The 18,721-nt window shown below is 74.8% G+C and carries 18 protein-coding genes, 1 tRNA gene and 1 pseudogene; 8 read left to right on the top strand and 12 right to left on the bottom strand.

All coding sequences use genetic code 11. The features are described from left to right. Window positions 1-20: 20 nt before the first annotated feature. The 3 genes from B8281_RS06915 to B8281_RS06905 all read right to left on the bottom strand — a co-directional run bounded on the left by B8281_RS06915 (window position 21) and on the right by B8281_RS06905 (window position 2,963). On the bottom strand, window positions 21-1,163 hold the full coding sequence (locus B8281_RS06915) for an aromatic acid exporter family protein (protein WP_085387322.1): 1,143 nt from the start codon (window positions 1,161-1,163) through the stop codon (window positions 21-23). Continuing rightward, window positions 1,160-2,302 carry a folate-binding protein YgfZ gene (locus B8281_RS06910; RefSeq protein ID WP_085387321.1) on the bottom strand — a complete coding sequence of 381 codons (1,143 nt, stop codon included), beginning with the start codon at window positions 2,300-2,302 and terminating at the stop codon, window positions 1,160-1,162. Before B8281_RS06910 ends, B8281_RS06915 begins: the two co-directional genes overlap by 4 nt. A gap of 64 nt (window positions 2,303-2,366) precedes the next feature. Then, window positions 2,367-2,963 carry an FABP family protein gene (locus tag B8281_RS06905; RefSeq protein ID WP_043654723.1) on the bottom strand — a complete coding sequence of 199 codons (597 nt, stop codon included), beginning with the start codon at window positions 2,961-2,963 and terminating at the stop codon, window positions 2,367-2,369. A gap of 254 nt (window positions 2,964-3,217) precedes the next feature. On the opposite strand from B8281_RS06905, the gene B8281_RS06900 reads away from it, so the two are divergent. Then, entirely contained in the window at window positions 3,218-3,610 is a 393-nt protein-coding gene (locus tag B8281_RS06900) for a DsrE family protein (protein ID WP_232322701.1), read from the top strand. A 51-nt stretch (window positions 3,611-3,661) separates the two neighbouring features. Here B8281_RS06900 and B8281_RS06895 read toward each other — a convergent pair whose 3' ends face one another. The 3 genes from B8281_RS06895 to B8281_RS06885 form a co-directional block, all read right to left on the bottom strand. Beyond that, the gene (locus tag B8281_RS06895; RefSeq protein ID WP_143311102.1) at window positions 3,662-4,048 is read right to left on the bottom strand and encodes a DUF4395 domain-containing protein; all 387 of its coding nucleotides are present in this window, start codon (window positions 4,046-4,048) and stop codon (window positions 3,662-3,664) included. A gap of 129 nt (window positions 4,049-4,177) precedes the next feature. Then, complete coding sequence (locus tag B8281_RS06890; RefSeq protein WP_043654718.1) at window positions 4,178-4,666, bottom strand: thioredoxin family protein; 489 nt, start codon at window positions 4,664-4,666, stop codon at window positions 4,178-4,180. Further along, window positions 4,663-5,397: a hypothetical protein gene (locus tag B8281_RS06885; protein WP_085387319.1), complete on the bottom strand. Its 735-nt coding sequence runs from the start codon at window positions 5,395-5,397 to the stop codon at window positions 4,663-4,665. Before B8281_RS06885 ends, B8281_RS06890 begins: the two co-directional genes overlap by 4 nt. A 358-nt stretch (window positions 5,398-5,755) precedes the next feature. Here B8281_RS06885 and B8281_RS06880 point away from each other — a divergent pair, with 358 nt between their 5' ends. Together B8281_RS06880 and B8281_RS06875 are read left to right on the top strand one after the other, a co-directional pair. Next, window positions 5,756-6,538 carry a response regulator transcription factor gene (locus B8281_RS06880; protein WP_051028149.1) on the top strand — a complete coding sequence of 261 codons (783 nt, stop codon included), beginning with the start codon at window positions 5,756-5,758 and terminating at the stop codon, window positions 6,536-6,538. Beyond that, window positions 6,535-7,479 carry an alpha/beta fold hydrolase gene (locus B8281_RS06875; RefSeq protein WP_043654714.1) on the top strand — a complete coding sequence of 315 codons (945 nt, stop codon included), beginning with the start codon at window positions 6,535-6,537 and terminating at the stop codon, window positions 7,477-7,479. The genes B8281_RS06880 and B8281_RS06875 overlap by 4 nt, the downstream gene beginning before the upstream one ends. Before the next feature lie 33 nt (window positions 7,480-7,512). Here the strand turns inward: B8281_RS06875 and nth are convergent, their stop codons facing one another. After that, window positions 7,513-8,238 (bottom strand): endonuclease III, encoded by a 726-nt coding sequence (gene nth / locus B8281_RS06870; protein ID WP_043654712.1) that lies wholly within the window; start codon window positions 8,236-8,238, stop codon window positions 7,513-7,515. A gap of 98 nt (window positions 8,239-8,336) precedes the next feature. On the opposite strand from nth, the gene B8281_RS06865 reads away from it, so the two are divergent. Continuing rightward, a complete protein-coding gene (locus tag B8281_RS06865) occupies window positions 8,337-9,014 on the top strand; it encodes a Crp/Fnr family transcriptional regulator (protein ID WP_021481784.1) in 678 nt (225 codons plus the stop codon). Window positions 9,015-9,110: 96 nt separating this feature from the next. Here B8281_RS06865 and B8281_RS06860 read toward each other — a convergent pair whose 3' ends face one another. After that, window positions 9,111-9,599: a RidA family protein gene (locus B8281_RS06860; RefSeq protein WP_085387318.1), complete on the bottom strand. Its 489-nt coding sequence runs from the start codon at window positions 9,597-9,599 to the stop codon at window positions 9,111-9,113. Beyond that, a complete protein-coding gene (locus B8281_RS19465; protein ID WP_021481786.1) occupies window positions 9,599-9,763 on the bottom strand; it encodes a hypothetical protein in 165 nt (54 codons plus the stop codon). Before B8281_RS19465 ends, B8281_RS06860 begins: the two co-directional genes overlap by 1 nt. Window positions 9,764-9,901: 138 nt before the next feature. Here B8281_RS19465 and B8281_RS06855 point away from each other — a divergent pair, with 138 nt between their 5' ends. The 4 genes from B8281_RS06855 to B8281_RS06840 all read left to right on the top strand — a co-directional run bounded on the left by B8281_RS06855 (window position 9,902) and on the right by B8281_RS06840 (window position 14,852). Continuing rightward, complete coding sequence (locus B8281_RS06855; protein ID WP_085387317.1) at window positions 9,902-12,235, top strand: transglycosylase domain-containing protein; 2,334 nt, start codon at window positions 9,902-9,904, stop codon at window positions 12,233-12,235. Then, window positions 12,199-13,179: a metallophosphoesterase gene (locus B8281_RS06850; protein ID WP_369824946.1), complete on the top strand. Its 981-nt coding sequence runs from the start codon at window positions 12,199-12,201 to the stop codon at window positions 13,177-13,179. Before B8281_RS06855 ends, B8281_RS06850 begins: the two co-directional genes overlap by 37 nt. A 228-nt stretch (window positions 13,180-13,407) precedes the next feature. After that, a tRNA-Pro gene (locus B8281_RS06845) sits at window positions 13,408-13,484 on the top strand. A gap of 132 nt (window positions 13,485-13,616) precedes the next feature. Further along, complete coding sequence (locus tag B8281_RS06840; RefSeq protein ID WP_085387316.1) at window positions 13,617-14,852, top strand: NAD(P)/FAD-dependent oxidoreductase; 1,236 nt, start codon at window positions 13,617-13,619, stop codon at window positions 14,850-14,852. A 119-nt stretch (window positions 14,853-14,971) separates the two neighbouring features. Here B8281_RS06840 and B8281_RS06835 read toward each other — a convergent pair whose 3' ends face one another. From B8281_RS06835 to B8281_RS06825, 3 genes and pseudogenes are all read right to left on the bottom strand, one after another. Further along, complete coding sequence (locus B8281_RS06835) at window positions 14,972-16,105, bottom strand: bifunctional 2-methylcitrate synthase/citrate synthase (protein WP_085387315.1); 1,134 nt, start codon at window positions 16,103-16,105, stop codon at window positions 14,972-14,974. 79 nt (window positions 16,106-16,184) lie between these two features. Further along, on the bottom strand, window positions 16,185-17,102 hold the full coding sequence (prpB, locus tag B8281_RS06830; RefSeq protein ID WP_085387314.1) for a methylisocitrate lyase: 918 nt from the start codon (window positions 17,100-17,102) through the stop codon (window positions 16,185-16,187). Between the two features lie 98 nt (window positions 17,103-17,200). Then, window positions 17,201-18,715, bottom strand: a pseudogene (locus B8281_RS06825) (MmgE/PrpD family protein); the annotation flags it as partial. Window positions 18,716-18,721 lie beyond the last annotated feature (6 nt).

Genomic DNA, 18,721 nt, shown 5'->3' with positions numbered 1-18,721 from the left:
CGTCCCGGGTGCGAACGCTCTCAGAGCTCGGGGAGCGCGTCGCGCGCCTGCTCGGGCGTCGCGCCCGCCGCCTCCAGGGCGTCGACGATCGGCGACCGCACGAGCATCACGAGCGACTGCACCTGCCAGTCGCCGTCGCCGAGCGCGTGGGGGTCGGCGCTGCGGGCCACCTCGAGGAGGACCTCGCGCGCGACCGCCGGGTCGCGCCCCGCGCCGACGGCCTCGGCGAGCACGTGCACCCCGGCGCCGAACCGGGCGACGAGGTCCGCCACGGCGTCGAGCTCGTGGTGGTCCGGGCCGCTCGCGACCGGCCGCGCACGCCGCGCCAGGACGCGCACGCTGCGCATCGCGCGGTCGACGAGCACCGCCTGCCGCTCGAGCCCGCCCAGCTCGTCCCGGTGCCGCAGCCCGGCGGCGCTCACGCGCGCGAGCTCGCGCGCGGAGGTCGCGGACGACTGCCACTCCTCGAGCGCGCCCTCGGACGCCCGGCCCTTGACCAGCGCCGCGTCGAGGTCCGCGGGGTCGCGCGCTCGCAGACCGCGCGCGAGCACGTCGAGCACGCCCGCGAGCTCCGACGTCGCCTCCGCCCCGAGGAGACGGGGGCGCCGCCGCGGGTCGCCCGGGGTGAGCGCCGCGACGGCGAGCGCGACGGCGCCGCCCACGAGCGCGTCCGTCCACCGCCCGAGCGGGCCGCCCGCCTGCGCGGCCGGGAGCCCGACGATGACGATGGCCTGCACGCCCGCCTGCGTCGTGAGCATCGCGCCCCGGTCGATGAAGCGTGCGGCGAGGGCCGAGACCGCGAGAACGACGGCGACCTGCCACCAGCCCGACCCGATCGCATGGACCACGAGGTCCCCCAGGCCGACGCCGATCGCGACGCCCACCGCGAGCTCGAGCACGCGGCGGAGCTGACGGTCCTGGCTGAAGCCGAGGCAGATCCACGCGGAGACCGGCGCGAAGAAGGGGGCCGTGTGCCCGAGCCCGTACCGGGCGATGCCGAACGCGAGACCGGCGGCCGCCGACGCCTGGAGGATGGGCCACAGCGCCACGCGCACGCGCGACGCGCCCTGCCGGACCCGGGCCCGCAGGAGGAGCCGGCGCCACGCCGTCCGGGCGACGTCGACCGCCCCCGGGGACTGCCCGCGCGCCGGCCCCGACGTCACAGCATGCTCGTGGGTGCGCCCTCGCCGCGCGGCGTGACGCCGCGCCCGACGGGACCGCGCGCGGCCGGACGGTCGACGGAGACGCCCTCGCCGGGCACCACGACCTCCTGCGCCGCGGAGATCGCGCCGCCGTCGCAGTCGACGAGGAGCTCGGCGTCGACCGGCGCGCTCCGCTTGAGGACCGCGAGCGCGATCGGCCCGAGCTCGTGGTGACGCGCGACCGACGTGACGGCCCCGACGGCGCGGCCGTCGAGCGTGATTTCGGCACCCGGGGCGGGCAGCAGGTGGCCCGAGCCGTCGAGGTGCAGCATGACGACGCGCCGCGGCGGACGCCCGAGGTTGTGCACGCGCGCGATGGTCTCCTGCCCGCGGTAGCAGCCCTTGTGCAGGTGGACGGCGGTGCGCAACCAGTCGGTCTCGTGCGGGATCGACCGGTGGTCGACCTCCGTCGCGAGGCGTGGGCGCCAGGCCTCGACGCGCGCGGCCTCGCTCGCCCACGTGCCCACGAGGCGCCACCCGGCGGCCTCGCGCGCCGCGACGGCGTCGGCCAGCTCCGCGCGCGGGACGAGCACGAGCCGCCACGGGCGCTCGCGTCCCGGGTGCTCGTCCTCGGGCGGGCCGTACCGCGTGCCGCCCGCGAGGACGCGCGGCCACGGGTCGCGCCACGTCACGGGCTCGTCCTCGGCGCCCTCGGCGTCGACCGGCTCGCCGAGCGCGGCCCACTCGTCCGTGGCGTCGGCGATCTCGACGCGGAGCATGAACTTCATGCGGTCCAGCCACGCGGCGAGGTCGGCCGCGTGCGAGCGCTCGGTGACGAGCCAGGTCGTGGTGCCGTCGTCGACGACCGACGCGGCGTGCTCGACGTGGCCCTGCGGCGAGAGCACGAGCAGCTCCGTCGAGGTGCGCGGCGCGAGGTCCGTGAGGTCCTGGGACGTGATGGAGTGCAGCCAGCTCAGCCGGTCCGGGCCCGTGACCGTGACGACGCCCAGGTGCGACTGGTCGACGACGGCGCCGCCCGTGCGCAGCGCGCGCTGCTCCCCGGTCGGGTCGCCGTAGTGCCAGGCGACGCCCTCGTCGGGGCCCGTCGCGGGCACGGCGCCGTGGCGGGACAGGAGCGGGCTGGTGTAACCGGTGGTCACGGGTGGTCCTCCTTCGTCGACGCGTCCGGACCGGGCGGGCCCTCGGGCCGCCCGGTGGCCTGCGTCAGGCCGACGGGCGCCGGGTCAGCTTCGCGGACGCGTACGACTGCAACGGCTGACCGAAGGCCGCCAATTCCCACACCCACAGGAGCTGGCCCTCGACGAACCCGTAGAGCCGCTTCGAGGCCGTGACCTCGGACGCGGTGGACGTGCGCGCGATGAGGTCGCTCGCCAGGTCCACGCGGCCGTTGCCGACGGCGCCCAGGTACACCGACACGCGGCCCGCCGGGTCGGCGACGAGTACCTCGAGGGGGTGGCGGTCGTCCTCCAGGCCCTCGGGCCGGTCGGTCGACACGCGCCAGTAGCCGGTCTCCGTGGACCAGACGGGCGACGCGGCGGCCGCGGCGTCGAGGGTGGCCTCGTCACGCTCCGGCCACTCGCCCTCCGCGGGCACCGTCTCGGGGACCGCGGCGTCGAGGACGCGCAGCGTCGACTCGTAGCGCAGGTAGGGGCCGCCGTCGTGGTCGAACACGACGTCGTGGACGAACGGCGTCTCCTCGATGCCCGGGTACTTGACGACGCCCTCGCCGCGCCAGCTCCCGACGAGCCAGGCGAGCGGGTACACCTCGGGAGCGAGGCCTTCGGGGAACTCGAACGGCATCAGCGACCACCTCTCGGAGTCGGGCGGCGCGCGGCGCCCGCGCGGGGACGGGCCCCGCGCGGCGACGTCAGCGCTGGCCCTTGAAGAGCTTGTAGACGACGTACCCGGCGAACCACGTGATGGTCACCGTCGCCGCGAGGAGCAGGCCGAGGAAGATCAGCTCGAGAGTGTGCGGGCTCATGCGGGCGATCCTACCGGCCGGACGGCGCCCGCACGCCGTGGCCGTGGTCACCCGCGGGGCTACGCTCGGCCGCGTGACCGACTCCTCGCTCCCTGCCCCCGCCCGCTCCCGCTCGCTCGTCGTCAAGACGACCTCCGGGCTCGACCGGCCCGAGTCCGCGAACCAGGCCTTCACGGTCGCCGCCGCCGCGGTCGCGGCGGGCGTCGAGGTGAGCGTGTGGCTCACGGGCGAGGCGGCGTGGTTCGGGGTGCCGGGCCGCGCGGCGGAGCTCGAGCTCGAGCACGCGGCGCGGCTGCCCGACCTGCTCGACGCGGTCCTCGCCGCGGGCACGCTGACCGTCTGCACGCAGTGCGCGGCGCGCCGCGGGATCACCGCCGACGACGTCCTGCCCGGCGTGCGCATCGCGGGGGCGGCGGTGTTCGTCGAGGAGGCGCTGCGCGAGGGTGCCCAGGCGCTCGTCTACTGAGCGAGCCGCGCCCGCGGGCGCTCGCCTGCCGGGCGGGCGCGCGCCGGGCCGTCAGCGGGCCGGCGCGACCCGGCGCAGCAGCAGGTACAGCTCGCACCCGAGGCACAGGCCGAACGCGGCGTTGAGGACGGCGGCCACGAGCGCGAGCGCCGCCGCGGCCGGCACGGCGCCCGCGACGCCGATCAGCCCGAGCACGACTCCGGCACCGGTGATCACGAGGCCCACCGCCTGCGCGAACCGCGGCGGCCTCGGGTCCTCGCGCTCCGTCGTCGGGCCGATGCGCGGGAGCAGGACCAGCCGATAGACGGCCGCCTGCCACGTGCCCTGCGCGCCGCGGACGGTGCCGAGCAGGAAGCTCGCCGCGACGACCGCGAGCAGCACGAGCGCCGCGGGCGACGTCCAGAGCAGGATCACCACGGCGAGCAGGACGGCCGTCATGCCCGCCCCCGCGCGCGGCCCGCGCGGGTCGATGCCGGCGGGCGCGCCGCCCGGCTCGGTGACGGTGGCCTCCGGGCCTGCCTGGTCGCTCACTCGGGTCTCCTCCGGTCGGGCCGTCGGAGACGGCGGTCAGCTGCCTGGCACGCTCGCGGGCCGCGCGCCCGGGTCCGCGACGGCGAGCGCCGCGAGCGCCTGGGCGCGGTTCATGCCCCCGCTCGCGCGGGCGACCTCCCGGCCCTCCGCGTCGAGCACGAGGACGGTCGGCGTGCGCAGTATGCCGAATGCTCGCACCAGGTCGAGGTGGTCGTCGACGTCCATCTCACGATGCGTCACGTCCGGGTGCGCGGCGCTCACGTCGCGCAGGACCCGGGCGGTGGCGCGGCACGGCGCGCAGAGCTCGGCGGAGAACTGGACGAACGTGCGGCGCTCCGCGAGCGCGACGCCGTGCGCCGACCAGTCCACGGGCGCGGGCCCGGCGACGGCGGCCGCGGGCGACGCGGACCCTCTCCCCCGCGCGGCCCGCACGACGCCCTGACGGCGCTGCCACCACACGCCGAGCGCGGCCGTCGCGACGAGGGTCACGACGAGCAGCACGACGGCGAGCGGCGACGGGGTCACCCGACGATCACCCGGCCGACGACGAAGATCAGGGTCCCGCCGACGGCGACGGGCAGGGCGGTCGCCGAGAACGCGCCCAGACGACCGCGCAGCTCGGGAAGCTGGTCGAAGAGCGCGTGCAGTGACGCGACGAGCAGGCCCGCGACGACGCCCGCCCAGACGCCGCCCAGCAGCTCGAGGTCGGGCATGACGTAGCCGACGGCACCGCCCGCGAGCACCGCGAGGCCGAGCGTCAGCGCGGCGTTGAGCCAGCCGCCGAGCGGCAGCGCGGACACCGCGGACGCCACGGCGAGCGCGACCGCCGTCGTGACGACGAGGGACTCGCCGGCGTCGGTGCGGCCCGCGGCGATCCAGCCCGCGCTCGACGTCGCCACGACGATCCCGCTCACCGTGCCGATGAGCGACTCGACGAGACGCGGGCGGCCGTCGCGCCGCAGGAGCTCGGCGACGAACGCGAGGACGACGGAGAGCGCGAGCACGACGGGCAGGTGGCGCAGCGCGGGCTCCCCGCGCGTCGCGGCGGTCGCGGCCACGGCGCCGAGCCCGGCGATCGCGATGACGACCCGGGTCCCGCCGTGGACGGGGATGTCGAGCAGCCGCGGCCAGCCGATCGCGACGCTCAGCGCCAGCGCGCCCGACGCGATCGTGAGCGGCAGCGGGCCGAAGAACGCGGCGACGGCCACGACCGCCGCCAGGCATGCCGTCACGACGGCACGGGTCGAGAGGTCCACGCGGTCAGCGCCCCGTTCGGGGGTCGCGGGAGGGCGTCGGGTCGTGCAGCACGCCTCAGAGTGTCGCAGAGACTCGCCGCGGGCCGCTCACCGGCTGCCCGTCGGCGGCCGGGCGGCGGTCTCGCGAGCGAGCCGCGGCGTCGCTGCCGGGCAGCGCTGTCACCGGCCGGGGAGTGCGGACGCGCGCGATGTGAGACACGCACCGTGCGCGCGGCCGGCACGCGATACGGTAACCGTCCACGGACCGCGGACGTGGCCGACGACGTGGCGTGCCCCGTAGAGGTCCGTCCCGCCCGGTCGCCACGCGTCGACGCCCGGGGGCGCCGCCCGCGCCCCGCGACCCGGAAGGAGGTGCCGGATGGCCGACCTGCTCATCCTCACCCCCGCCACTGGCGGTTCCGTCGAGGTGCTGCCCGCGCTCGGCCTGCTCTCGCACCGCATCCGGGTCCTGCCCATGGAGCCGTCGGCGCTCGTCGACGCACCGGACTCGGACGTCGTGCTGCTGGACGCGCGTCGCGACCTCGTCGCCGCCCGCACCACGTGCCGGCTCCTGCACGCCACGGGCCTGACGGTCCCGCTCGTGCTCGTGCTCACCGAGGGCGGGCTCACCGTGGTGACCGCCGAGTGGGGTGCCGACGACCTCCTCCTGGAGGGCGCAGGACCGGCCGAGGTCGAGGCCCGGCTCCGGCTCGTCATCGAGCGCTCCGCGCGGGGACCGGCCGAGGACGGCCCGCAGGAGATCGCGGCGGGCGAGCTCGCGATCGACGCGAGCGGCTACACCGCCCGGCTGCGCGGCCGCCCGATCGACCTCACGTACAAGGAGTTCGAGCTCCTCAAGTACCTCGTCCAGCACCCGGGCCGCGTGTTCACGCGCGCGCAGCTCCTCCAGGAGGTCTGGGGCTACGACTACTACGGGGGCACGCGCACCGTCGACGTCCACGTGCGCCGTCTGCGCGCCAAGCTCGGGCCGGAGCACGAGCAGCTCATCGGCACGGTGCGCAACGTCGGCTACCGGTTCGACCCGCCGAAGGACCGCCGTCCCGCGGCGGCCGCGGAGGCGTCCGGAGCGGACGCCGCCGGTGCCGACTCCGGGTCGTCGGCCGACAGCGGGTCCGGGACGCCGGTAGGTTCGTCCGGGTGACGCCCGACCCCTCCGACTTCACGTCCGCCCTCCTCGACGGCCCCTGGCGCCACGAGTTCGTGCCGGCCAACGGGGCCCGCTTCCACGTGGCGCTCGCCGGTCCCGAGGACCGTGGCGTGCGGGACCCCGGCCCGCCGCTCGTCGTGCTGCTCCACTCGTTCCCCCAGTTCTGGTGGGCGTGGCGGCACCAGCTCGAGCCGCTGGCCGCCGCGGGCTACCGCGTCGCCGCGATGGACGTGCGGGGCGTCGGGGCGTCCGACAAGCCGCCGATCGGCTACGACGCCCCGACGCGCACGCGCGACATCGCCGGCGTGATCCGCTCGCTCGGGTCGGGGCGCGCGGTCGTCGTGGGCCACGGCACCGGCGGCAGCCTCGCCTGGGCGATGGCCGCGCTCCAGCCCGCCGTGACGGCCGGGGTCGCCGCGTTCTCCGCCCCGCACCCCGCACGCCTGCACACGTCGGCCCGGCGGCTGCTCACGCCCGCGGCGCAGCGCCAGCTCGCGTTCTACCAGGTGCCCACGCTGCCCGAGCGCGCGCTCGTCCGCGGCGACCTCGTGGCCGACGTGCTCGCGACGGGCGCCGCGCAGCCCTTCGCGCCCGACGTCGTCGACACGTACCGCACCGTCATGCGCATCCCGTTCGCGGCGCACACCGCGATGGAGTCGCTGCGCTGGGCCGTGCGCTCCACCCCCCGGCCCGACGGGCGCCGCTTCCTCGCCGCGCTCCGCCACCCCGTCGAGGTCCCCGCCCTCCAGGTGCACGCGGCGCGCGACGGGCTGCTGCGCCGCGACCTCGCGGACGCCGACGGCGCCGCGCTCGCCCGGGACTTCCGGTTCGAGGTCGTGGACGACGCCGGGCACTTCCTCCCCGAGGAGGCCCCGGGCACCGTGACGGACCTGCTCCTGGACTGGCTCCCCACGACGCAGCGGCCCGCGGGCTGACCGCGCCCTCGCCCGGCCGTCCGCGCGAGACCCTCAGCTCGTCTTGACGAGCGCGGCCGCCTTGACCGGGTCGACCTCGCCGACGCCGAACGACGGGCACCACCGCGCGATCGTGCACGCGCCGCACGCCGGCTTGCGCGCGAAGCACACCCGCCGGCCGTGGAAGATCAGCCGGTGGGAGAGCATCGTCCACTCCGACTTCTCGATGAGCCCGCCGACGACCTGCTCGACCTTGACCGGGTCCTCCTCCGTGGTCCACCCCAGGCGGCGCACGAGGCGGCCGAAGTGCGTGTCCACGGTGAGCCCCGGCACGCCGAACGCGTTCCCGAGCACGACGTTCGCCGTCTTGCGCCCCACGCCGGGCAGGGTGACGAGGTCCTCCAGGCGGGCGGGCACCTCGCCGTCGAACCGCTCGACGAGCGCCTGGCCGATCCCGATGACCGACTGCGCCTTGGCCCGGAAGAAGCCCGTGGGCCGCAGGATCTCCTCGAGCTCGGCGCGGTCCGCCGCCGCGTAGGCCGCGGCGTCCGGGTAGCGCGCGAAGAGCGCGGGCGTCGTGAGGTTCACGCGCTTGTCCGTCGTCTGGGCCGAGAGGACCGTCGCGACGAGCAGCTCGAGCGGCGTGGTGAAGTCGAGCTCGCAGTGCGCGTCCGGGTAGGTGACCGCGAGCTCACGGTTGGTGCGGCGCGCGCGCCGCACGAGCGCGAGGTGCGACTCGGGCTTCGGGGCCCGCGCGCGGGCCTGCTCGGTGGTGGTCACGAAACCCACCGTAGCCGCCGCCCCTGACACCCGAGTTGCAGCCGTAGGGCAGACTTGTCCTGGAACATTTCCGAGGACGAGACGATAGGACACCCCGCGTGGACGACGACGTTGTGCTCTCCGCCCCCCTGTTCGCGACGATGGACGCGGACGAGACGCGCACCCTCTTCGAGTCGATGCAGCAGATCGAGCTCTCGCGCGGAGACGTGCTGTTCCGCGAGGGCGAGCCGGGCGACCGCCTCTACGTGATCGCGAGCGGCAAGATCAAGCTGGGGCGCCGCTCCAACGACGGCCGCGAGAACCTCCTGTCGATCCTCGGCCCCGGCGAGATGTTCGGCGAGCTCTCGCTCTTCGACCCGGGCCCCCGCACCGCCACCGCGAGCTCCGTCGCCGACTCCGTGATCTACGAGCTCGGCCACGACCAGCTCGTCGAGTGGATCGAGAAGCACCCGAGCGTCGCCAAGCACCTGCTCAACGCCCTCGCGCGCCGCCTGCGCCGCACGAACGAGACGCTGGCCGACCTCGTGTTCTCCGACGTGCCGGGCCGTGTCGCCAAGGCGCTCCTCGACCTGTCGACCCGCTTCGGCGAGGAGACGGACGAGGGCATCCGCGTCGCGCACGACCTCACGCAGGAGGAGCTCGCGCAGCTCGTCGGCGCGTCGCGCGAGACCGTGAACAAGGCGCTCGCCGACTTCGCGACGCGCGGCTGGGTCCGCCGCGAGGGCCGGGCCGTCGTCCTGCTCGACATGGACCGCCTGGAGCGCCGCGCGCGCTGACCGGCCACGCCGGCCGAGATGCCGACGAGAACGGGGTCGGCGACCGGATCCTCACGGACCCGGTCGCCGACCCCGTTCTCGTGCGGGCGTCGCGGGCTAGTCCGCCAGCTCGACGACGAGCTCGACCTCGACCGGGGCGTCGAGCGGCAGGACCGCGACGCCGACGGCGCTGCGCGCGTGCACCCCGGCCTCGCCGAAGATCTCGCCGAGGACGGTGCTCGCACCGTTCACGACGCCGGGCTGGCCCGTGAACGACGGGTCGCTCGCCACGAACCCGACCACCTTGACGACCCGGACGACGTCGTCGAGGTTCCCGACGACGTCGTGCACGGCCGCGAGCGCGTTGAGCGCGCACACGCGCGCGAGGTCCGCGGCGTCGGCGGGCGCGACGAGGCCCTCGCCGTCGCCCACCTTGCCCGTCGCGAGCAGCGCGCCGTCGACGAACGGGAGCTGGCCCGAGGTGTGGACGTAGCGGCCGGTGCGCACCGCGGGGACGTAGGCGGCGACCGGCGCCGCCACCCGCGGCAGGGTGATCCCGAGCTCCGCGAGGCGCGCGGCGACCGTCCCGGCGGGGACGCCCGCCACTACTTCTCCCCGGTGGGGCGCTTGAGGTAGGCGACGAGGCCGTTGCCGTCCGGGCCGGTCACGACCTGGACGAGCTCCCAGCCGTCGGAGCCCCACTGGTCGAGGACGGCCTTCGTGTTGTGGATGATGAGGGGGATGGTCGCGTACTCCCACGTGGTTGCCATGGGGCGAGCGTAGTCGGACGGCGCGGGCCGCGGCGCGGCCGGACGGGCGCGCCGTCCCGGGATGCTTACACAACCCGCACACCCGGGAGAGGCGGCTCTCCGGGCCTCTCCTGGGGTTGCTCCCGTAGGGTTGGCACCATGGCTTCCCCTGTGCGTCCTCGCGGCCGGCAGATCAACGCGTACCAGCTCGTCGCCCTCTTCCTGGCGTTCGTGCTGGTCTCCGGCGTCGGCGGCGTGCTCGCGGCCGGGCTCCTCGTGCCGCTGGCCGCCGGGGCGAACACGGCGACGGACACCGCGGTCGAGGTGTTCGACGAGCTGCCGGCCGACCTCGAGCCGGGCCCGCTGTCCGAGCAGTCGCGCATCTACGCGAACGACGGCACGACGCGGCTCGCGACGTTCTACACGGAGAACCGCATCGTCGTCCCGCTGGACCAGGTCTCCGAGCCCATGAAGAACGCGGTCATCGCGATCGAGGACAAGCGCTTCTGGGAGCACGGCGGGGTCGACGTCGAGGGCATCCCGCGCGCGTTCGTCAACAACCTCACGGGCGGCTCGACGCAGGGCGCCTCGACGCTGACGCAGCAGTACGTGAAGAACGTCCTCATCGAGCAGGCCGTGCGCGACGGCGACGTCATGGCGCAGCACGAGGCCAAGGCCGACACGCTCGGGCGCAAGGCGCGCGAGGCGAAGCTCGCCATCTCGCTCGAGAAGAAGATGGGCAAGGAGGAGATCCTCCAGGGCTACCTCAACATCGCGCAGTTCGGGCGCTCCGTGTACGGCGTCGAGACGGCGGCACGGCACTACTTCGGCGTCTCGGCGAAGGACCTGAACTACCTCCAGGCGGCCACGATCGCCGGGATCACCAAGGCGCCGTCCACGTACGACCCGACGGCCGACCCGGAGAAGGCCCAGAACCGCCGCAACGTCGTCCTCAACACGATGTACCAGCAGGGGTACATCACCAAGGAGGAGTACGACGCCGGGCTGGCCACCCCCATCTCGGACACGCTCGCCATCCAGCCGCTCGAGGCGGGCTGCCAGGCGTCCGGCGGCTCCGCGTTCTTCTGCGACTACGTCACGAAGGTCATCATGTCGGACCCGGTGTTCGGCGAGACGAAGGCCGAGCGCGAGGCGCTGCTGTACCGCGGCGGGCTGGACATCTACACGACGCTCGACCCGAACATGCAGGCGGCCGCGGAGCAGCACGCGGCGGCTGCGGTCCCGGCGGACGACCCGAGCCAGATCGAGGACGCGATCGTGTCGATCGAGCCGGGGACGGGCAAGATCCTCGCGATGGCGCAGAACCGCGCGTTCGACAACACGCAGGACCCCGCCCCCAACACGACGGCCGTGAACTACAGCACCGACGAGGCGCACGGCGGATCGCGCGGGTTCTCGCCCGGCTCCACCTGGAAGCCGTTCGTCCTCGCCGAGTGGCTCAAGGAGGGGCACTCGCTCTACGACACGGTCAACGCGAACAAGCGCACCTGGATCGGCAGCCGGGACTTCCACGCGAGCTGCAAGCGTCTCGGCAACGACCCGTGGACGCCCGCGAACTCCGACGGCCCGGGCAGCGGCTCGATGACGGTGCTCAAGGCGACCTACAACTCGGTCAACACCGCCTACACGACCATCGCCTCCCAGCTCGACCTCTGCGGCGTCGCGAACACCGCGAAGGCGGCCGGTTTCACGCCGTCGTCGAAGGACAAGACCGACATCGAGATCGTGCCGTCGATGATCCTCGGCACCCAGAACTCGTCGCCGATGCACATGGCCGCCGCGTACGCGACGTTCGCCGCGGGCGGCACGTACTGCCAGCCGATCGCGATCACGAAGGTGGTCGCGGGCGACGGCGAGGAGCTGCCCGTCCCGTCGGCGAACTGCCAGCCCGGGGCCATCGACCCCGCGGTCGCCAACACGGTCACGTACGCGCTCCAGCAGGTGCTCACCCAGGGCTCGGGCCGCGGCAACGCGCTCGCCGACGGCCGTCCGGCCGCGGGCAAGACCGGTACCGCGAACCTCAACAAGCACACGTGGTTCATCGGCTACACGCCGCAGGTCGCCACGGCCGTGTGGATCGGCAACGCCGAGAACGACGTCGAGATGAACGGCCGCTTCACCATCAACGGCAAGACGCGTCCGTACTGGTACGGGTCGAGCCTCGCCGCCCCGACGTGGCGCGACTACATGAACCAGATCCTCGCCGGTCAGCCCGCCCCCGGGTTCGCCGAGCCGGACTGGGGCCGCGTCAACGCCCCCAAGCCCCCGCCGCGCACCCCGTCGACGCCCGAGGGCGGCCAGGACGGCGGTGACCAGGGCGGTCAGCAGCCGGGTGGCGACGAGCCCGACGACGACCAGCCCGACAGCGAGGCCGACGGCCGGGGCGACCGCGGCGACCGCAGCAACGGCGCGGGCCGCGAGAGCGACCTCGGCGCGTGGCTGGAGGGCCTCGGCGGCGGGGGGAACGGCTGAGCGCCGACGGGGCGCGCCGGGCCCTGCGCGGGCTCGGGGCGCTGGCCGCCGTCGGCGTGGCGGGCGTCGCGTACGCGCACGTGGAGACGAAGCTCTTCACGCTCCGCGAGGCGACCGTCCCCGTCCTGCCGCCCGGCTCGCGCGACCTGCGGGTGCTGCACGTCTCCGACCTGCACCTCGTCCCGACCCAGCAGCGCAAGATCGAGTGGGTGCGCTCGCTCGCCGAGCTCGAGCCCGACCTCGTCGTCGACACCGGGGACAACCTCGCGCACGTCGACGCGCTCGAGCCGCTGCTCGACGCGCTCGCCCCGCTCCTGGCGGTGCCCGGCGCGTTCGTCCTGGGCTCGAACGACTACTTCGCGCCGGTCCCGAAGAACCCGGCGCGCTACCTCCTGCCCGACGCGCGGCTGCCGTTCGCGTCGCAGCCCCGCCTCCTGCCCGCGGCCGAGATGGCCGGCGCGATGCGCGGCGCCGGGTGGGTCGACCTCACGAACCGTCGTGACGTCCTCGACGTCGGCGGCGTCCGCCTCGACCTCGTGGGCGTCGACGACCCGCACCTCGACCGCGACGTCTTCCCCGCGCCCGCGTCGCAGGCCCCGGCCGCTCCGCCGGAGGGCGGCGTGCTCCGGCTCGGGGTCACGCACGCGCCGTACCGGCGGGTCCTGGACCGGATGCACGACGACGGCGCGGAGCTCGTGCTCGCCGGCCACACCCACGGCGGGCAGCTCTGCGTCCCCGGGTTCGGCGCGCTCGTGACCAACTGCGACATCGACCGCAAGCGGGCCAAGGGCCTGCACGGCTGGCCGGGCCCCCGCCCCGACGGCGCGGGCGGCCAGGACTCGACGTGGCTGCACGTCTCCGCCGGCGCTGGGACGTCGCCCTACGCGCCGGTCCGGTTCGCGTGCCGCCCCGAGGCGACGCTGCTCACCCTGACGTCGCGCTGACGGCTCCCCCTTTCCCCACCGCTCCGCCGAGCACGGGGTCAGCGACCGCGATCCCGAGTTTCCGGTCGCCGACCCCGTGCTCGACGGGCGCGGGTCGGGGTGTCGAGGGGGGTGTCGTCGGGGTGGCAGGGATCGGGTTTCGTGGCACGGCACTTCGTCGGCTATTCTGGGCAGGCTTCCTGCGGGGAAGACGAGGTTTCCTCGTCGACCGTCACGTAGGCCAGCAACCGGGGTGTGGCGCAGCTTGGTAGCGCGCTTCGTTCGGGACGAAGAGGTCGCAGGTTCAAATCCTGTCACCCCGACCAGCCGAGAGGCCCGGGATCCGCGAGGATCCCGGGCCTCTCGTCGTTCTCGCGCCCGCCGCTCCCCCGGCGGTGCGACCCGGTTCGCGCGAGACTGAGGCCGTCCCGCTGTCCCGAACCACCGCGGAGGTCGCCATGAGCGCTGGACGTCACGTCGTCGTCGGAGGAGGGCTCGCCGCGGCGAAGGCCGTCGAGACGCTGCGCGCAGAAGGCTACGACGGCGGGATCACCGTCGTCGCGCGCGAGCCGCACCGCCCGTACGAGCGGCCGCCGCTGTCCAAGGACTACCTGCGCGGCGAGGCCGAGCGCGAGGCGGTGTTCCCGCTCGCGACCGACTGGTACGCCGAGCACGACGTCGAGCTCCTCACCGGGACCCAGGCGACCGCGCTCGACCTCGCCGGACGGAGCGTGACGCTCGACGACGGCCGCGCGCTGTCGTACGAGAAGCTGCTGCTCGCGACCGGCTCGGACCCGCGCCGGATCCCCCTGCCCGGCGGCGACCTGGCCGGGGTGCACGAGCTGCGGACGCTCGACGACAGCGACGCCCTGGCCGCGGCGCTGCGCGCGGCCCGGGGAGACGGGGTCGGGCGGCTGGCGGTCGTCGGCGACGGCTGGATCGGGCTGGAGGTCGCGGCGTCCGCCCGCACGCTCGGCCTGGACGTCACGGTGATCGGGCTCGGGACCCACCCGCTCGAGCGCGTGCTGGGGCCCGAGATGGGTGAGCTGTACGGGCAGGTCCACGCCGACCACGGGGTGCACCTCCACCGCCGCGCGCAGGTCACGGGCGTCTCCGGCGACGGTCGTCGGGCCACGGGGGTGGACCTCGCCGACGGCACCCACGTCGACGCGGACTTCGTGCTCGTCGCCGTGGGCGCGGTCCCGAACGTCGGGCTCGCGCGGGACGCCGGGCTCGCCCTCGACTCCGCGACGGGTGGCGTCGTCGCGTCGGCGACGCTCCAGACCACCGACCCCGACGTCTTCGTCGCGGGTGACGTCGCGAGCGTGCCGTCGGCGCGCTACGGGCGGTCGCTGCGCGTCGAGCACTGGGCGACCGCCCTCCACCAGGGCCCGCACGCCGCGCGCGCGATGCTCGGCGCGACCGACCCCTACCCCGAGCTGCCCTACTTCTTCTCCGACCAGTACGACGTCGGCATGGAGTACCTCGGCTTCGTCGCCGGCCCGGACGCCTACGACGAGGTCGTGGTCTCCGGCTCCGTCCCGGACCGCGAGCTCGTCGCGTTCTGGCTCCAGGACGGCCGCGTCGAGGCCGGCATGGCCGTCAACGTCTGGGACCGCATGGAGGAGATCAAGGCCCTCATCCACCGCGACGGCCCGCCCGACCGCGCCGAGCTGGAGTCGTTCGTCGGCTGACCCCCTCCGTCGGCCGACCAGGCGATCCCGGCGGTCCGAGCAGGTGGTCCCGGTTCGTCCGGGGGACGGGACGCGCCAGGACCACCTGTTCGACGCAGGGCCGGGAGTAAGGGGCAGGGTCAGGGGAGGTCGCGCTGCTCCGGGCCGACGTACTGGCTGAGCGGGCGGATGAGGGCGTTGGCGGCGCGCTGCTCCATGACGTGCGCGGTCCAGCCCACCACGCGCGACGCGACGAACAGCGGCGTGAACATCGGGGTGTCGAAGCCCATGAGGTGGTACGCCGGGCCGGCCGGGTAGTCGAGGTTCGGCAGGATGTTCTTGCGCTCGGTCATCGCGCTCTCGAGCGCGGTGTAGAGCTCGAGGAGGTCCGGGCGGCCGTAGTGGTCGACGAGGTCGTCGAGCGTCGCGCGCATGGTGGGGACGCGCGAGTCGCCGTGCTTGTAGACGCGGTGCCCGAAGCCCATGATCTTGCGCTTGTGGGCGAGCGCGTCGTCGAGCCACGCGGCGGCGCGGTCGGCGGTGCCGATCTCGGCGAACGTCGCCATGACGGCCTCGTTCGCGCCGCCGTGGAGCGGGCCCTTGAGCGCGCCGACGGCGCCCGTCACGGCGGAGTGCAGGTCGGACAGCGTGGACGTGATGACGCGCGCCGTGAACGTGGACGCGTTGAACGAGTGCTCGGCGTACAGCACCATCGACACCTCGAACGCGCGCACGACGGCGGGCTCGGGCTCCTCGCCGAACGTCATCCACAGGAAGTTCTCGGCGTAGGAGAGGTCGTCGCGCGGCTCGACGAGCTGGAGGCCGCGACGACGACGCTGGTCGAGCGCGACGGCGGCCGGCAGCACGGCCCACAGGCGGACCGCCTTGGCCTGCTCGGCCTCGGGCGAGGAGTCCTCGGCGTCGGGGTCGTGCGCGCCGAGCTGGGAGATCGCGGTGCGGACGACGTCCATGGGGTGGCACGTCGTCGGGAGCTCGAGGATCGCGTTGCGCACGTGGCCGGGCAGCGCGCGGTGCGCCCGCTCGACGGCGGTCTGCTCGGCGAGCTGCTCCGGCGTGGGCAGCTCGCCGTGCCACAGGAGGTACGCGACCTCCTCGAAGCTGCGGCGCGCGGCGAGGTCCTGCACCGGGTAGCCGCGGTACAGGAGCGAGTTCGTCTCGGGGTTGACCTTCGAGATCGCGGTGACGTCGACGACGACGCCCGCGAGGCCCTTGCGGATCTCGGGCGCGTCGGTGGTCGGTGCGGTGGTGGTCATGCGGTCACTCCTTCGTGCAGCACGGGTCGCGGGGAGATACCGGTGCCGCGGCCGACGGGCGCGCGGCACCGGCCGGTCGTCAGGGCCGGTAGGTGAAGATGCCCTCGTCGAAGGTGTTGTAGGCGGCGTAGTCGAGCAGCTCGTAGAGGCGCGCGCGCGTCTGCATGCCCTCGACCTGCCCCGCCTGGGTGCCGGTCGCGGCGATCTCGTCGAGCGCGCGCTCGGCGGCGCCCATCGCGACTCGCAGGAGCGTGACGGGGTAGATGATCAGCCGCACGCCGGCGTCGCCGAGCTGACGGCGCGTGAAGAGCTCGGACTTGCCGAACTCGGTCATGTTGGCGAGCACGGGCACGTCCACGGCCGACGCCACGGCCTCGAACTCCGACAGGTCCTTCATCGCCTCGGGGAAGATCGCGTCGGCCCCCGCGTCGACGAGCGCCTTCGCGCGGTCGATCGCGGCGCGCAGCCCGGCGTCGCCGGGGATCGTGCCGCGGACGTCGGTGCGCGCCATGATCAGGAAGCCGGGGTCGCGGCGCGCGTCGGCGGCCGCCCGCACGCGCTTCGCCGCCTCGTCGAGCCCGACGACCTCCTTGCCGTCGAGGTGGCCGCACCGCTTGGGGTTGACCTGGTCCTCGACGTGCGCGCCCGCCACGCCCGCGTCCTCGAGCGCCTGGACGGTGCGCGCGACGTTCATCGGCTCGCCGAAGCCGGTGTCGGCGTCGACGAGCGCGGGCAGGTCCGTGACGCGCGCGATCTGCTGCGATCGCCCCGCGACCTCGGTGAGGGTCGTGAGGCCGATGTCGGGCAGGCCGAGGTCGGCCGACAGCACGGCCCCCGATACGTACACGCCCTCGAAGCCCTTGTCCTGGATCAGGCGCGCGGACAGCGGGTTGAACGCGCCCGGGAGCCGCAGCGGCTCCCCCGTGGTCGCCGCGGCGTCGAGCGCCGCGCGGAACGCGCGCCGCTTGTCCGACGGCGTCACCTGGCTGTACAGCATCAGCGCGCCTCTCCCTCGGTGGTCGCGTCGGCCTCGTGCATGGTGAACCCGTCGCCTTCGACCTCGGGGTGCGCGGGGGCGTCGTCGCGACCGAGCTCGAACAGGCCGGTCGGCGTCGGGACGGAGTCGAGGAGCCCGGGCCGCCCCACGATCGTCAGCTCGCGCACCTCCGCGGGCGTGAGCTCCGGGAGCCGCTGCGCGAGGTCGAGGAAGCGCTCGATCTCGGCGTCCTCGAGGACGCCCGCGGCGAGCGTGCGGAACTTGTGCACGTACTGCTCGCGCCCGAACGGCCGCGCGCCGAGCGGGTGCGCGTCGGCGACGGCGATCTCGCGGACGAGGCGGCCGCCGTCGGCCAGCTCGATCTCCACGCGCCCGCCGAACGCCTTCTCCGCCGGGTCGGTCGAGTGGTAGCGGCGCGTCCACTCGGGGTCCTCGGCCGTCGTGACCTTGGCCCACAGCGCGACGGTGTCGGGGCGGCCCGCGCGCTCGGGGGCGTACGAGTCGGCGTGGTGCCAGCCGCCGTCCTGCAGCGCGACCGCGAAGATGTAGGGGATCGAGTGGTCGAGCGTCTCGCGCGACGCCGTCGGGTCGTACTTCTGCGGGTCGTTCGCGCCGGAGCCGATGACGTAGTGGGTGTGGTGGCTCGTGTGGATGACGATCGACGTGACGTTCTCGGGGTCGGCGAGCCACGGGTGCTCGTCGTGCAGCGCGCGGGCGAGGTCGATGAGCGCCTGCGACTGGTACTCCGCGGAGTGCTCCTTGGTGTAGGTGTCGAGGATCGCGGTCTTCGGCTCGCCGGGGGCCGGGAGCACGACGTCGTACGCCGCGTCCGGGCCGTCGAGCAGCCACGCGACGACGCCGTCCTCGCCCTCGTAGATCGGCTCGGGCGACGTCTGGCCGCGCATCGCGCGGTCGACGGCCTCGACCGCGACCTTGCCCGCGAACGCCGGGGCGTGCGCCTTCCACGTGGAGATCTGGCCCTTGCGCGACTGGCGGGTGGCCGTCGTCGTGTGCAGGGCCTGACCGATCGCCTGGAACACCGTCTCGGTGTCGAGGCCGAGCAGCGTCCCGATGCCCGCGGCGGCCGACGGCCCGAGGTGCGCGACGTGGTCGATCTTGTGCCGGTGCAGGCTGATCGCGCGCACGAGGTCGACCTGGATCTCGTAGCCGGTCGCGATCGCCCGGACGACGGCGGCGCCGTCGGACCCGGCGTGCTGCGCGACGGCGAGGATCGGCGGGATGTTGTCGCCCGGGTGGGAGTACTCCGCGGCGAGGAACGTGTCGTGGAAGTCGAGCTCGCGCACCGCGACGCCGTTCGCCCACGCCGCCCACTCGGGGCTCGTGCGGGTCTCGAGGCCGCAGCCGAACACCGTCGACCCCGGGGTGTACGGGTGCGCGAGCGCCTGGCCGCGCGCCGCCACGGCGGGGCCGCGCGTGAGGCTGGCCGCGGCGACGGCCGCGTTGTCGATGACCCGGTTGACGACCATGTCGACGACCTCGGGCGTGACCTCGACCGGGTCGGTCGCGAGCTCGGCGAGCTTCCACGCGAGCTGGTCGGTGCGGTCGAGCGGCTCCGCGCTGGGGTAGACGCGCAGGTGGTGGGTGTACGGCATCGGTGT

It is taken from the genome of Cellulosimicrobium sp. TH-20 (assembly GCF_002105775.1).
GTDB lineage: Bacteria > Actinomycetota > Actinomycetes > Actinomycetales > Cellulomonadaceae > Cellulosimicrobium > Cellulosimicrobium funkei.
The sequence above is the reverse complement of the archived record's forward strand: the minus strand, read 5'-3'. Positions and strand labels throughout refer to the sequence as shown.